The sequence below is a fragment of the Arthrobacter sp. 05L428 genome, from assembly GCF_056397665.1.
Map to the genome: position 1 here is coordinate 914,350 of NZ_JBFTNW010000001.1, position 12,109 is coordinate 926,458.

General features: G+C 68.3%; 12 protein-coding genes. 5 read left to right on the forward strand and 7 right to left on the reverse strand.

Annotated elements, in window-relative coordinates:
* Nucleotides 1–69 precede the first annotated feature (69 nt).
* The 3 genes from wecB to AC1DH3_RS04265 form a co-directional block, all read right to left on the reverse strand.
* Entirely contained in the window at nt 70–1,212 is a 1,143-nt protein-coding gene (gene wecB / locus AC1DH3_RS04255) for a non-hydrolyzing UDP-N-acetylglucosamine 2-epimerase (protein ID WP_476908661.1), read from the reverse strand.
* Nucleotides 1,213–1,324: 112 nt separating this feature from the next.
* Nucleotides 1,325–1,603, reverse strand: a complete 279-nt coding sequence (locus tag AC1DH3_RS04260; RefSeq protein ID WP_476908662.1) for a hypothetical protein — start codon at nt 1,601–1,603, stop codon at nt 1,325–1,327.
* A gap of 70 nt (nt 1,604–1,673) precedes the next feature.
* Complete coding sequence (locus tag AC1DH3_RS04265) at nt 1,674–2,243, reverse strand: YdcF family protein (RefSeq protein WP_476908663.1); 570 nt, start codon at nt 2,241–2,243, stop codon at nt 1,674–1,676.
* Between the two features lie 149 nt (nt 2,244–2,392).
* Between AC1DH3_RS04265 and AC1DH3_RS04270 the strand changes: the two genes are divergently transcribed.
* The 4 genes from AC1DH3_RS04270 to rsmD are packed head-to-tail and all read left to right on the forward strand — an operon-like array spanning nt 2,393 to nt 7,389.
* On the forward strand, nt 2,393–3,418 hold the full coding sequence (locus AC1DH3_RS04270; RefSeq protein ID WP_441417864.1) for a thiamine-phosphate kinase: 1,026 nt from the start codon (nt 2,393–2,395) through the stop codon (nt 3,416–3,418).
* Between the two features lie 22 nt (nt 3,419–3,440).
* A complete protein-coding gene (locus AC1DH3_RS04275; protein ID WP_441417865.1) occupies nt 3,441–4,520 on the forward strand; it encodes a DAK2 domain-containing protein in 1,080 nt (359 codons plus the stop codon).
* A complete protein-coding gene (locus tag AC1DH3_RS04280; protein ID WP_441417489.1) occupies nt 4,510–6,744 on the forward strand; it encodes an ATP-dependent DNA helicase RecG in 2,235 nt (744 codons plus the stop codon). The genes AC1DH3_RS04275 and AC1DH3_RS04280 overlap by 11 nt, the downstream gene beginning before the upstream one ends.
* Before the next feature lie 39 nt (nt 6,745–6,783).
* The gene (gene rsmD, locus AC1DH3_RS04285) at nt 6,784–7,389 is read left to right on the forward strand and encodes a 16S rRNA (guanine(966)-N(2))-methyltransferase RsmD (protein ID WP_476908664.1); all 606 of its coding nucleotides are present in this window, start codon (nt 6,784–6,786) and stop codon (nt 7,387–7,389) included.
* Nucleotides 7,390–7,458: 69 nt separating this feature from the next.
* On the opposite strand, the gene AC1DH3_RS04290 is transcribed toward rsmD, so the two are convergent.
* Nucleotides 7,459–8,436 carry an ABC transporter substrate-binding protein gene (locus tag AC1DH3_RS04290; RefSeq protein ID WP_441417491.1) on the reverse strand — a complete coding sequence of 326 codons (978 nt, stop codon included), beginning with the start codon at nt 8,434–8,436 and terminating at the stop codon, nt 7,459–7,461.
* A gap of 214 nt (nt 8,437–8,650) precedes the next feature.
* On the opposite strand from AC1DH3_RS04290, the gene AC1DH3_RS04295 reads away from it, so the two are divergent.
* Nucleotides 8,651–9,142, forward strand: coding sequence for a MarR family winged helix-turn-helix transcriptional regulator (locus AC1DH3_RS04295; protein ID WP_476908665.1), 492 nt, complete (start codon nt 8,651–8,653; stop codon nt 9,140–9,142).
* A 28-nt stretch (nt 9,143–9,170) separates the two neighbouring features.
* Here AC1DH3_RS04295 and AC1DH3_RS04300 read toward each other — a convergent pair whose 3' ends face one another.
* From AC1DH3_RS04300 to AC1DH3_RS04310, 3 genes are read right to left on the reverse strand one after another with little or no spacing between them, the layout of a single operon-like run.
* On the reverse strand, nt 9,171–9,959 hold the full coding sequence (locus AC1DH3_RS04300; RefSeq protein ID WP_476908666.1) for a spermidine synthase: 789 nt from the start codon (nt 9,957–9,959) through the stop codon (nt 9,171–9,173).
* A complete protein-coding gene (locus AC1DH3_RS04305) occupies nt 9,956–11,164 on the reverse strand; it encodes an aminotransferase class I/II-fold pyridoxal phosphate-dependent enzyme (RefSeq protein ID WP_476908667.1) in 1,209 nt (402 codons plus the stop codon). Before AC1DH3_RS04305 ends, AC1DH3_RS04300 begins: the two co-directional genes overlap by 4 nt.
* Nucleotides 11,161–12,087: an SDR family NAD(P)-dependent oxidoreductase gene (locus AC1DH3_RS04310; protein ID WP_476908668.1), complete on the reverse strand. Its 927-nt coding sequence runs from the start codon at nt 12,085–12,087 to the stop codon at nt 11,161–11,163. Before AC1DH3_RS04310 ends, AC1DH3_RS04305 begins: the two co-directional genes overlap by 4 nt.
* Nucleotides 12,088–12,109: the final 22 nt, after the last annotated feature.

Sequence of the window (12,109 nt, forward strand, 5' to 3'; positions counted from 1 at the left end):
GCGCGACTCTTGTATGCCGGATCGCTTGGCCCCGAGCGGACAATGGCCAAGCTGACAATGGGTCCGACCTTAACGGCCGAATTCGTCGAGGCGCGTTCCTAGGTGCAGCATAGCCGCCAGCGCGGCCACGGTCCGCTCCGCCGCCATGCCGTCGCCGTACGGGTTGACCGCGTTCGCCATAGACGCATAGTGGTCCTGGTCATGCAGCAGACGGTCGACCTCTTTGAATATCCGTTCCTCGTCCGTACCGATGAGGGCCACAGTCCCGGCGTCGACGGCCTCGGGACGTTCAGTGTTGTCCCGCATCACCAGCACCGGCTTGCCTAGGCTGGGGGCCTCCTCCTGGACGCCACCTGAGTCGGTTAGGACGACGTGCGCGTGGGAAAGCAGCCGAGTGAACTCGCCATAGGCCAAAGGTTCGGTAACAACCACGTTCGGCTTCCCCTCAAGGGCCGGAAGTATGGCCTCACGCACCACCGGATTTTTGTGTACCGGCAGGACTATCACGAGGTCTGGTTCGGCGTCGGCGATTCGCGCCAACGCCCGGCCCACGCCGCGCATGGCGTCCCCTTGGTTCTCCCGTCGATGCGTCGTGACCAGGAGGACCTTTCGTCCACTCGCTGCGAGATTTTCCAACTGCGGGTCGGTGAAGAGAATCTTCTTTCCGACCGTGGTCAACAGGGCGTCAATGACCGTGTTGCCGGTGACAACAATGTCCTCAGGTTTTATGCCCTCGGCGAGGAGATTGGCCCTGCTGAAGTTGGTGGGTGCGAGGTGCAGGCTGGCGATCTGGCTGGTGATCTTCCGGTTGGCCTCTTCCGGGAACGGGGAGAAGAGGTCGCCGCTGCGGAGCCCGGCTTCGACGTGGACGACGGGGATGCCGTGGTAGAAAGCGGCGATCGCGCCGGCCGTCGACGTCGTGGTGTCGCCCTGCACGATCACGGCGTCCGGCTTGTCCGCCGTGAACAGTCTGTCCAGGCCGTCGATGGTGCGCGTCATGATGGCGGACAGGGATTGGCGCTGCTGCAGGATATCCAGGTCATGGTCCGGCACAATGCCGAAAAGCTCGTTGACCTGGTCCAGCATCTCGCGGTGCTGACCGGTGACGGTGACAATGCAGTCAAAGAGCGGGGATTCTTGCAGCTCAGCTACGATGGGGGCCATTTTAATGGCTTCGGGCCTGGTTCCGAAGATCGGCATGATCTTGAGCATGGAAAATTCCCCCAAAGTTACGTGTTGACGTCGGCAATGATGCTACGTGAATGCGCGCTATTCGTTGAATCGACGCCTGGGGGCGGAGCCGCAGCTTCCGACTATCGACGTGTTAGCCGGCGAGCAGCAGGGCAGCAACCAGGGCGGGCACGGCCATGCAGACAGCTATGACGGCGACCAGTGCGACGAGCCTTTTGCGCTGGTAGTCGGTCTTGCGCGCAGCACTCGGGCGAGCGCCGGGCTTGTCGAGTGCGGCAGGCCTGGTGACCCGCTCGAACGGCACCGCATCCGGAACAAGCAGCGGGTCGGGTACGTCCTCGCGAAAGCGCCGGCGGCGGAGGTGCCTGGGCGCGGCAACCAGAAGCGGAGTCTGCTCGGCGTCACGCTCCAACGTCAATTTTCCTCGCTCCGTCTGTCAGGCTCCGACGGACGGCGTCCATAGGGCATCCCCAATTCTTACATCACCGCGCGTCCGGCGGGCATTCCGGCCGGAGCGACACATCCAGCAGTCCGCCGGTTTCGATAACAAAGCGCCGCAACCACTGTCCGGGCGAGAAGTCCGGATGCGAGGCAACCATCTGCACGTCCGCCGTCGTGCACTGCTCCATCAGGCGGCCCGCCCTGGCGAGGTGGTAGCTGGACGTCACCACCGTGATGGACTTCCAGCCGTTGAGGGACACGAGCTTGCCGATGGCCTCAGCCTCGCCCCGGGTGTCGTAGTCGCCGGGCCGGAAACAGATGAGGTCCGGGTTGGGAAATAGTGCCGTGTTGCACAGCTCGTCGGCCGCTTTGTTGCCGGGGGTGTCCGTGTGGGAAAGCACCAGCACGGGGATGCCCAGTTGCCGCTGGAACTTCTGTGCCGCCGGCAGCCGCTCTGCACTGGCTCCGCCGAGGACGATGACGGCGTCCGTGCGGTGGACACTGAGCGGATCAACATTGACGAAGAGCTGGACCGAGATGATCAGCCACAGAATGACCGCCCCAATAGCAAAGCCAAGGGCCTGCACCAGGGCGGGCGGCAACGTGGGCATCGGGCGAGGCATGCCTATGAGTTTGGCATGGGGCTTTCCAACCACGAAACATGCACGCAACCGCCGCGTGGCCCGCAGGTTCCAGCCGTCCCGCCGCCGTTGTCACCCCTGCGCGGTAGCGTAGGGCTGTGCCTGAAACGCTGCAGCCCGTGCCCCAAAATCCGGAGTCCCTGACCGTGGGTGAACTCTCCGAGTCCGAACTCCTTGCCCGGATCTTTCCGCGGCTCCACGGCGGGGACAGCAGTGCCCTCCTGCTGGGGCCGGGCGACGACGCCGCGATCGTGGCGGCGCCGGACGGCCGCACGGTGGTGAGCATCGACACGCAGGTGGTGGACCAGGATTTCCGGTTGGAATGGAACAACGGCTACCGGACCACCGGCTATGACGTCGGCTGGAAGGCCGCGGCCCAGAACCTCAGTGACATCAACGCCATGGGCGCCCGGGCCACCTCGATGGTGGTCAGCCTGACCATGCCCCCGGACACCCTTGTGTCCTGGGTGGAGGACTTCGCGGACGGGATGAGCTCCGGGATTCGCGAGCTGGGCGCCCCGGACTGCGCCGTGGCCGGCGGGGACCTCGGCCGCGGACGCGAACTCGCCGTCAGCGTAGCCATCCTCGGCACGCTGGACGGCCAGGCCCCGGTACTGCGCTCCGGCGCCCGTCCAGGGGACACCCTGGCGCTCGCAGGCACCGCCGGATACGCTGCGGCCGGCCTGGCGTTGCTGGAATCCGGTACCCCCGTGGACGGCCTGAACTCGGAACAGCGCACCCTGATGGACACCCAGTGCCGCCCCCGCCCGCCGCTCGCGGCAGGGCCGCTGGCCCGGGAGGCCGGCGCCACCGCCCTGATGGATATTTCCGACGGCCTGGTCCGGGACGGCGCGCGGATGGCCGCGGCCAGCCACACCGTGCTGGACCTGGACCCAGTGGCCCTCAAGGAGCTCGGCGTGCCGCTGCAGCCGGCCGCCTCCCTGCTGGGCGCGGAGCCGATGGACTGGGTCCTTGCCGGCGGCGAGGACCACGGCCTGCTCGCAGCCTTCCCGGCCGGCGTTCAGCTGCCTCACGGTTTCACTGCGATAGGCTCGGTAGAGGCCTCTGCACCAACGGACAGCACAGGCGTCACCATAGCGGGCAGGCCCGCTGACACTGTGGGATGGGATCACTTTGCAGACTAAGATTGCCGCCAACGCGCAAGCGATGAAGCGGTGGTTGGGCAAGGCGGAAACAACGCTTGGAAACCACAGCGACCGCCTGAACGCCATCAACATCTTTCCGGTAGCCGACGGCGACACCGGCACCAACCTCTACCTCACGGTCCGCGCCGCCGCCCGGGCGCTACAGGATGTCGCCACCGACACCGCCGCCCTGCCGCAGCTGGACGCCGACGCGGCGCTGCACGTGGTGGGCCCGCCCAACCCGGCCCAGAACGACGTCGGGGCCGTCCTGGCCAAAGCCGGCCAGGCCGCCATGGAGCAGGCGCGCGGCAACTCCGGCACGCTCTTCGCCGTCTTCCTGTGCGCCGCCGCGGAACCGCTGGCCGGGCACCCCCGGCTCAGTTCACCCCTGCTCGCCACCGCCCTGAACCGGGCCCAGATCCGGGCCTGGTCCGCGCTGAGCGACCCGGTGCCCGGCACCATGCTCTCCGTCATGGAAGCGGCAGCCCGCGCTGCTGCCGCCGTCGACGCCGAGCACGACGGAGACGACAGCAACCACACCCTGGGCCTGGCGCTCGACGCCGCCGTCGAGGCCGCCCTGGCCGCCGTGGTGCACACGGAGGACCAGCTCGAGGCCCTGCATACCGCCCACGTGGTGGACGCCGGCGGTGTCGGGATGCTCCTGATCCTGGACTGCCTTCGCTCCGCCGTGCTCGGCGAGGAGCTGCAGGACCAGCTGCTCGACGGGCTGCACGGCTATGACGTCCAGGCCCCGCACATCCACGTGGACATGCCGCGGGACGACGGCGTGGAAGTTATGTGCACCATCACGCTCTCGCCGCTTGACGCGGCCACCATGCGGCAGCGGCTCGACGAGATGGGCGAGTCCGTGATCATGAGCCAGGTGGGCGGCGAAGCCAACGAAGAAGGCGCCTACCGGTGGCGGGTCCACGTCCACGTGCCCGACCCCGCGCCCGCCGTCGCCCTGATCCGCTCGCTCGGCGAACCCTCGGACATCAACGTCAGTGAGCTGGCCCTGCCGCGTAACCCGGATGACCTTCCCTTGGAAGCAGTTCCCGACGCCGGCCCCCGCACCACGGACCTCGACGGACATGAACGCTGAACTTGAACTGGGCCTGGAACGCCGGATCGGTAAACGGTCCGCGGCCGTCATCGAAAAACACCTCGGCATCACCACCGTCGGCGGCCTGCTGAACTACTTCCCGCGCCGCTACCTGAGCCGCGGCGAGCTGACCCCGATCAGCGAGGTCCCGCTGGACGAGGAGGTGACCCTGATTGCGCGGGTCATCTCCAACAGCACCCGGCCCATGCGCGCCCGCCGGGGTTCGCTGACCGACGTCGTGATTACCGACGACGCCGGTTCCCCGGCTACCGGCCTTCCCGGCACCCTCAAGGTGAGCTTCTTCAACGGCTTCCGGGCCAAGGCCGAGCTCCAGCCGGGCCGGCGCGCCATGTTCTCCGGCAAGGTCACCCGCTACGGCGGATCGCTCGGCCTCACCAACCCCGACTTCCTGCTCCTCGACGAGGATCCGGACACGCCCGGGATGGACCCGGAAAAGCTCGCCGCGATGCCCATCCCCGTGTACCCGGCCACCGCCAAGCTGACCAGCTGGTCCATCCAGAAGGTCATCTCCACACTGCTGGACACGCTCGAGCTGGACAGCCTCGAGGACCCGCTTCCCGACGAGATCGCGTCCCGGGAGAAGTTCCTGCCCGTCGCGGACGCCTACCGGCTGATCCATGCCCCGCAGACCCCCGCGGACTGGCAGCGTGCCCGGGACCGTTTCCGCTACCAGGAAGCCTTGGTGCTGCAGTCCGCCCTGGCCCGGCGCCGCGCCCAGCTCGCAGCGGAGGAGGCAACGGCGCGCCGTCCCGCCGCCGACGGCCTGCTGGCGGCGTTCGACCGGCAACTGCCCTTCACCCTGACCGCTGGCCAGGCCGCCGTCGGCAAGACCCTCTCCGAGGAACTGGCACTGGACTCGCCGATGAACCGACTGCTGCAGGGCGAGGTGGGCTCGGGCAAGACGATCGTGGCCCTGCGCGCCATGCTGCAGGTGGTCGACGCCGGGGGACAGGCCGCGCTGCTGGCCCCCACCGAGGTGCTCGCGGCGCAGCACTTCGACTCCATCCGGCGCACGCTCGGACCGCTCTCCCGGGACGGGCTGCTGGGCGGCCTGGGTCCGGATTCCGTCCAGGTCACCCTGTTGACCGGCTCCATGCCCACCGCAGCACGGAAACAGGCCATGCTGGACGCCGCCTCCGGGACCGCCGGGATCGTGATCGGCACCCACGCCCTGCTCAGTGAAAACGTCTCCTTCTACGACCTCGGACTGATCGTGGTGGACGAACAGCACCGCTTCGGCGTCGAACAGCGCGACGCGCTCCGGTCCAAGGCCAGCAAGCCGCCCCACCTGCTGGTCATGACCGCCACCCCCATCCCGCGCACCGTGGCGATGACGGTGTTCGGCGACCTGGAGACCTCGGTGCTGGACGAACTGCCGGCAGGCCGCGCCCCGATCTCCACCCACGTGGTGGGCCTTGCCGAGCACCCGGCCTGGGCCACCCGGATCTGGTCCCGCGCGCGCGAAGAGATCGACGCCGGCCACCAGGTCTACGTCGTCTGCCCCAAGATCGGCACCGACGACGACGGCGACTTCACCCCGGGCGAGGCCGAACCCACCGACGCCGACCTGGCGGAGACCGGCGCCCGGGAGCTCGCCTCGGTGACCGGCGTCATCGAACAGCTGCGGGACGAACAGTCACTGGCCGGCGTGCCCGTGGCGCCCCTGCACGGCCGGCAGGACCCCGTGCTGAAGTCGGAGACCATGGCCTCGTTCACGGCCAACCAGACCAAGCTGTTGGTCTCCACCACGGTGATCGAAGTCGGCGTGGACGTGCACAACGCCACGCTCATGGTGATCCTGGATGCCGACCGGTTCGGCATTTCGCAGCTGCACCAACTGCGCGGCCGGGTGGGCCGCGGCGGGCTGCCGGGCACCTGCCTGCTGGTCACCACCCTGGAACCGGGACATCCCAGCCGGCGCCGGCTGGATGCCGTGGCGGCGACCACCGACGGCTTCGAACTCTCGCAGGAGGACCTGAAGCTCCGCCGCGAAGGCGACATCCTCGGCGCCTCCCAGTCCGGCGGCCGCTCGACGTTGAAGCTGCTGCGGGTGCTGGAACACGAGGACGTGATCGCCCGGGCCCGGCAGGACGCCCAGGCGATCGTGGGCGCTGACCCGGACCTGGCCCGCCACGCCGGCCTCGCCGCGGCCATCGACGACTACCTCAACCCTGAAAAGGAGGCGTTCCTTGAACGCGGCTAGAACACCAGGCACGGCTAAACCGTCGGGCGCAGCTAAACCATGAGCCGGATCATCGCCGGAGCCGCCGGCGGCACGCCGCTGGTGAGCGTCCCCGGATCCCTGACCCGCCCCACCACGGACCGGGTGAAGGAGGCCCTCTTCTCCCGGCTGGACGCCTTCGAGGTCATCGCGGACGCGCGGGTGCTGGACCTCTACGCGGGTTCCGGTTCACTCGGCGTGGAAAGCGCCAGCCGCGGCGCCCTGACCGTGGACCTGGTGGAATTCGACGGCAAGGCCAGCGAGGTCTGCCAGCGCAACGCGGACCTGGTCAACACCGTGGCGCGGCGCAAGGTCGTTGCCGTGCACCGCTCCAAAGTGGAATCGTTCCTGGACCGGGCCGCCGAGGGGACCCGCTGGGACCTGGTGTTCCTGGACCCGCCCTACCCGCTGGACGAGGTCGCCCTGGCCGCCGTCCTGGCCAAGCTGCTACCGCACCTGGCCGAGGGCGCCGTCGTCGTGGTGGAACGCTCCGCCCGCACCCCGGAACCGACCTGGCCGGACGGCCTGGAGCGGTTCGCGGAGAAGAAGTACGGCGAAACCCGGCTCTGGTTCGCCGAGCCCGGCGTGGAGCCCGCGGAGGCGGGGGCAGCGGAAGCGGCGGAGTAGTCCCGCAGACTGTCTGAGGACGACGGCGGAACCTTCCGCCGTCGTCCTCGTCCGGTGTGGCGAGTGCCGCTATTTCAGGATCGTGCCCGAGACATCCGGCGTCGAGGGCACAATTCCGTACTTGGCCATCAGCTCGCCCAGTTTGCCCAGAGTGGGTTCATCGAGCTTGCCGTTGAATTCCTCCAGCCGCAGCTTCTTGGCCACGGCCTCCGGCATCTTCATGAACGCAGGCAGCAGTGCCCGGACCTTGTCCGGGTTGCTCTGCGCCAGGGCCAGGGTCTCCGTCATGGCCGCCTTGAAGTCGGCAACCACCTGCGGATTCTGCTGGGCATAGCCGCCGCTGGTGAAGGTGACCATGGTGGGAAGACCCGGCAGCGCCGCCTGGTTGTTGTACGTCACCAGCTTGTTGCCTTCCGCCAGCAGCTTGGAGAGGAACGGTTCAGGAACCCAGACGGCGTCGGCGTTCCCCTTGGCGAGCTGGGCACCCATGTCCTGGAAGGGCAGTTCGAGGAACTGGACCGCGTTCGGGTCGCCGCCCTGCTTGGACACGACCTCCTTGATGGTCAGGTCTCCCTGCGCATTGAGGGTGTTGACTGCGACCTTCTTGCCGACCAGGTCCTTGGCCGAGGTGATGCCCGAGCCCGCCTTGGCGACGACGCCGTTGATGTCATCCCCGGTGGGGAGCGAGTTTGAGTACCCGGAGACGATCTTCATGTCCAGGCCCTTGTTCTTGGCCAGGAGCACGGACAGCGGGTTTCCCACGGAGAAGTTCATGGTTCCGGTGGAGACGGCGGGGAGCATTGCCGCCCCGCCCTGCCCGCTCTGCAACTCGACCTTGAGCTTGTGCTTGGCAAAGATCCCCTCGTCGATGCCCAGCTGCACAGCGGCAGACGGCGCAATCGAGATCACACCCACACTGATGTTGCGGACACCATCACCACCGGCGGCCGAGGAGTTCGAGGCCGACCCGGACGGCGACCCGGCGCCGCAACCGGTGAGCAGCAACGCCGCGGCAACTCCGACGGCGGCAAATGTGAGTCTCTTCATAACAGTCCACTTCCTTGGGGTGAGTTATTAGGCGGTCGGGACACTTGCCGGGCAGACCACCCGGCGGCCGGCCCCGAAGCTACATAAATGACAACCCATATAATTGACAAAGTCAATGATAATTTTCTCAACTATTTTCCAGGGTGCGGGCCAGCGGCGGTATCGTTGACGCTGTCAACCGTTCCGAGGCGCCAACCAGAAGCTGCGAGGATCTGTGGCCGAATCAACCCAGCACGGCGAGGATTTGTTTGAAGGCGCCGCGATTCCGGCCGTCCCCGACCGCTTTCTCGCCAGCGATCTGGTGGACGAAATTGAATTCCTGGCAGCGCGGGCGCGAGCCCTGGGCAGCGCGCACGCAAATGCCATGCTCGCCTCGCTGGATCTGAAGGTGCGGTCCTACTCGGTCCTGGCGATGGCCTGCAGCGACACCGAGCCGTCGCAGCGCGAGCTCGCCGATTTCCTGCGCTTGGACCCGAGCCAGATTGTCTCCCTGGTTGACGCCCTGGAACAGCGCGGGCTCGTCTTCCGCGCGCCCGACCCACGCGACCGGCGGTCCAAGGTCATCCGCGCGACGGCAGCCGGCGCGGAGCTGCATCAACGTGCGGCGGCGGCCGTCCGGGTGGCTGAAGATGCGTCCCTGGCATCGCTCGACGGTCCGGAACGGGATCAACTTCGGGTCCTGCTGCGGAAGATCGCGTTCAGCTGAGTTCCGTACCGCTGCCCCGGGCCGTGGGCTAGTCCGAGAGGACGTCCAGCTCGACGCCGGAGAGCACCTTGGCCGGGTGCGGGCCGCGGGCCGTCAGCGCCGCGGTCCAGACCTCGGGCCACGGTCCCTGGGTGCCGGTCAGGATGATATTCCCAGGGTGCCGGCCGGCGAACATGCCGGTCTCTGCGAACGCGGACACATCGGCCATCGCCCGGCGCAGCGCCGCGACTTGGCTGCGGACCAGTGTCAGACCCGGCTCGTCGCCGACATTGACGATCAGTACGCCCCGCGGGCTCAGCCTGGCGGCGGCTTCCCGGTAGAACCCGGTGCAGGCGATGTGTTCGGGTGCCTCCGGACCGGAGAAGATGTCCAGGATCACGACGTCGAAGCGCAGTTCCGCGGGCAGCGTCGCCAGGGATTCGCGGGCGTCGCCGATGACGGTGTGCAGTTCGGTCCCGTCGGGCATTGGCAGCTGCTGCAGCACGAAGTCCAGCAATTCCCGCTCCAGCTCCACGGCGTACTGCACGGAACCTGGACGGGTCGCCTGGACATAGCGCGCCAGCGTCAGCGCCCCGGCGCCCAGATGGAGGGCGGTGATGGGTTCGCCCCACGGCGCCGCGAGGTCCACCACGTGGCCGATCCGGCGCAGGTACTCGTAGAAAATGTCGCCGGGGTCGGCCAGGTTGACGTGGGACTGTTCGGCCCCGCCGATGCTCAGCACGAACCCGCCCTCGGTGAATTCGTCGGCCTCGATCACAGCGTGCTGGCCGGTGGTCCGCAGGAACCGCGTGGCCGCAGGGGTGCCCTCTGTGCTCACAGCCTGTCCCGGAGCGTGGAGAGCCGCTCGGCCGCTTCCTCCAGCACATAGGTCTTCTTGCAGAACGCGAAGCGGAGCAGGCTCCGGGTCCGCTCGGCTCCCTCGGCGTGGCAGAAGACCGGGACCGGGATGGCGGCAACGCCCACCAGTTCCGGCAGCCGGCGGGCGAGGTCCACCGAATCGGAAATCCCCAGCGGGGCGGTGTCCACGTTCACGAAATAGGTGCCCTGCGGGGTGAAGACCTCCAGCCCCGCCGCACGCAGGCCTTCGCTGAGGATGTCCCGCTTGAGCCGCAGGGTGTCGGCGATGCCGGCGTAGAACTCATCCGGCAGGCCCAGGCCGACCGCAATGGCGCTCTGGAACGGGGTGCCGGAACTGTAGCTCAGGAACTGCTTGACCGTCCGGGCCGCGGCAACAAGGTGTTCCGGGCCGCTGAGCCAGCCGATCTTCCAGCCGGTGAAGGAGAACGTCTTTCCGGCGGACGAAATGGTCAGGGTGCGGTCGGCCGCGCCGGGCAGCGTGGCGATCGGCAGGTGCGCGACGTCGAAGGTGAGGTGCTCGTAGACCTCGTCGGTGATGATGACGGCGTCGTGCTTGATGGCGAGCTCGACGACCCGTTCCAGCACGTCGCGCGGGAAGACCGCGCCGGTGGGGTTGTGCGGGTTGTTGACCAGCACCACCTTGGTGCGGTCGCTGAAGGCCGCGGCCAGGGCGTCGAGGTCGGGCATGAAATCGGGAGCCAGCAGCGGGGCGGTGACGTGGGTGGCGCCGGAGAGCCCGATGATGGCGCCGTAGGAGTCATAGAACGGTTCAAAGGTGATGACCTCGTCGCCGGGCCCGACCAGGGCAAGGAGGGCTGCGGCGATGGCTTCCGTGGCGCCGGTGGTGACGATGATTTCCGTCTGCGGATCCGGGGTGAGCCCGTAGAACCGTTCCTGGTGCAGGGAGATGGCCTCGCGCAGCTCAAGGATGCCCTTGCCGGGGGCGTACTGGTTGGCCCCCGCGGCGATCGCGGCCTGGGCCGCGTCCTTGATCTCCGCCGGGCCGTCCTCATCCGGGAAACCCTGGCCGAGGTTGATGGCACCGGTCCTGAGCGCCAGCGTGGTCATTTCCTCGAAGATGGTGACGCCCAGGTCCCCGCCGGGGGAGAGCAGGTTGGCGCCGGTCGCCGCACGCTGCCAGGGGGCCAGCGGCTGCGCGCTCACCGGGTTCCCGCCTGGCTGGGGTTTTCACCGGCACCGTCGCCGGCGCCGTTGGAGGCACTGGCCGTGCGGCCGGTGAACTTGTCCATGGTGGTGTAAATGCCGAAGATCTTCCCGCCGACGAAGTCCCAGGCCCGGACCGGCAGCACCCCGCGCAGCACCTTGCCGAGCTGCGCCGTCGCCGGGGCGATCAGCTGTGGCTGGCCGGCCACGGTGGCGCGCCAGGCGCGGTTGACGGCGTCGTCCGGGGTCATCAGCGGGGTGAAGAGCGGGCCGCGGGCGCCGGCGAACATGCCGGTGGAGATGTAGCTGGGGCAGAACGTGGTCACCTTGAGGTGGCCGTAGCCCTGCTGTTCGAGCTCCAGCCGCAGCGAGTCGCTCCAGCCGATGACCGCCCACTTGGAGGCGGCATAGACGCTCATCCGCGGGTTGGACACGGTGCCCGCGGCGGAGGCGATGTTCAGGATCCGGCGCGGCCGGCCGGCGTCGGCCATCATGGCCGGGAGGAAGGCGTGGGTGACATACATCGGGGCGAGGGCATTGATGTCCATGGTCAGGGCGATGTCGCGGGCCGGTTCGTGGTCCCAGAACAGGGCGCCTCGCACGATCCCGGCGTTGTTGACCAACAGCGTCAGCGGGCCTTCGGACTGCGTCTCCGCGGCGGCCTCCGCGATCGCCTCCCGGCTGGCCAGGTCAACCCGGCGGACGACGGCGCGCGCGCCAAGCGCCGTGACCTCGGCGGCGGTGCTGGCCAGTCCGTCGGCGTCGACGTCCCAGAGAATGACGACGCCGGCCCCCTCCCGGGCGGCGCGAAGGGCGTAGAGCCGCCCCATGCCCATGGCGGCTCCGGTCACGAGGACGACCCCGCCGGCAACAGTGAACGGTTCAGGCGTGGGCTCGGCGGTGGAACTCTTAGATGCTGACATTCCGCCATGCTATCCCGGCCCG

Coding starts and splice junctions, on each gene's coding strand:
- AC1DH3_RS04290 (WP_441417491.1), bottom strand. CDS start 8,436: ATGAAGAGACTCACATTTGCCGCCGTCGGAGTTGCCGCGGCGTTGCTG.
- AC1DH3_RS04280 (WP_441417489.1), top strand. CDS start 4,510: ATGAACGCTGAACTTGAACTGGGCCTGGAACGCCGGATCGGTAAACGG.
- wecB (WP_476908661.1), bottom strand. CDS start 1,212: ATGCTCAAGATCATGCCGATCTTCGGAACCAGGCCCGAAGCCATTAAA.
- rsmD (WP_476908664.1), top strand. CDS start 6,784: ATGAGCCGGATCATCGCCGGAGCCGCCGGCGGCACGCCGCTGGTGAGC.
- AC1DH3_RS04275 (WP_441417865.1), top strand. CDS start 3,441: ATGAAGCGGTGGTTGGGCAAGGCGGAAACAACGCTTGGAAACCACAGC.
- AC1DH3_RS04265 (WP_476908663.1), bottom strand. CDS start 2,243: ATGCCCACGTTGCCGCCCGCCCTGGTGCAGGCCCTTGGCTTTGCTATT.
- AC1DH3_RS04310 (WP_476908668.1), bottom strand. CDS start 12,087: ATGTCAGCATCTAAGAGTTCCACCGCCGAGCCCACGCCTGAACCGTTC.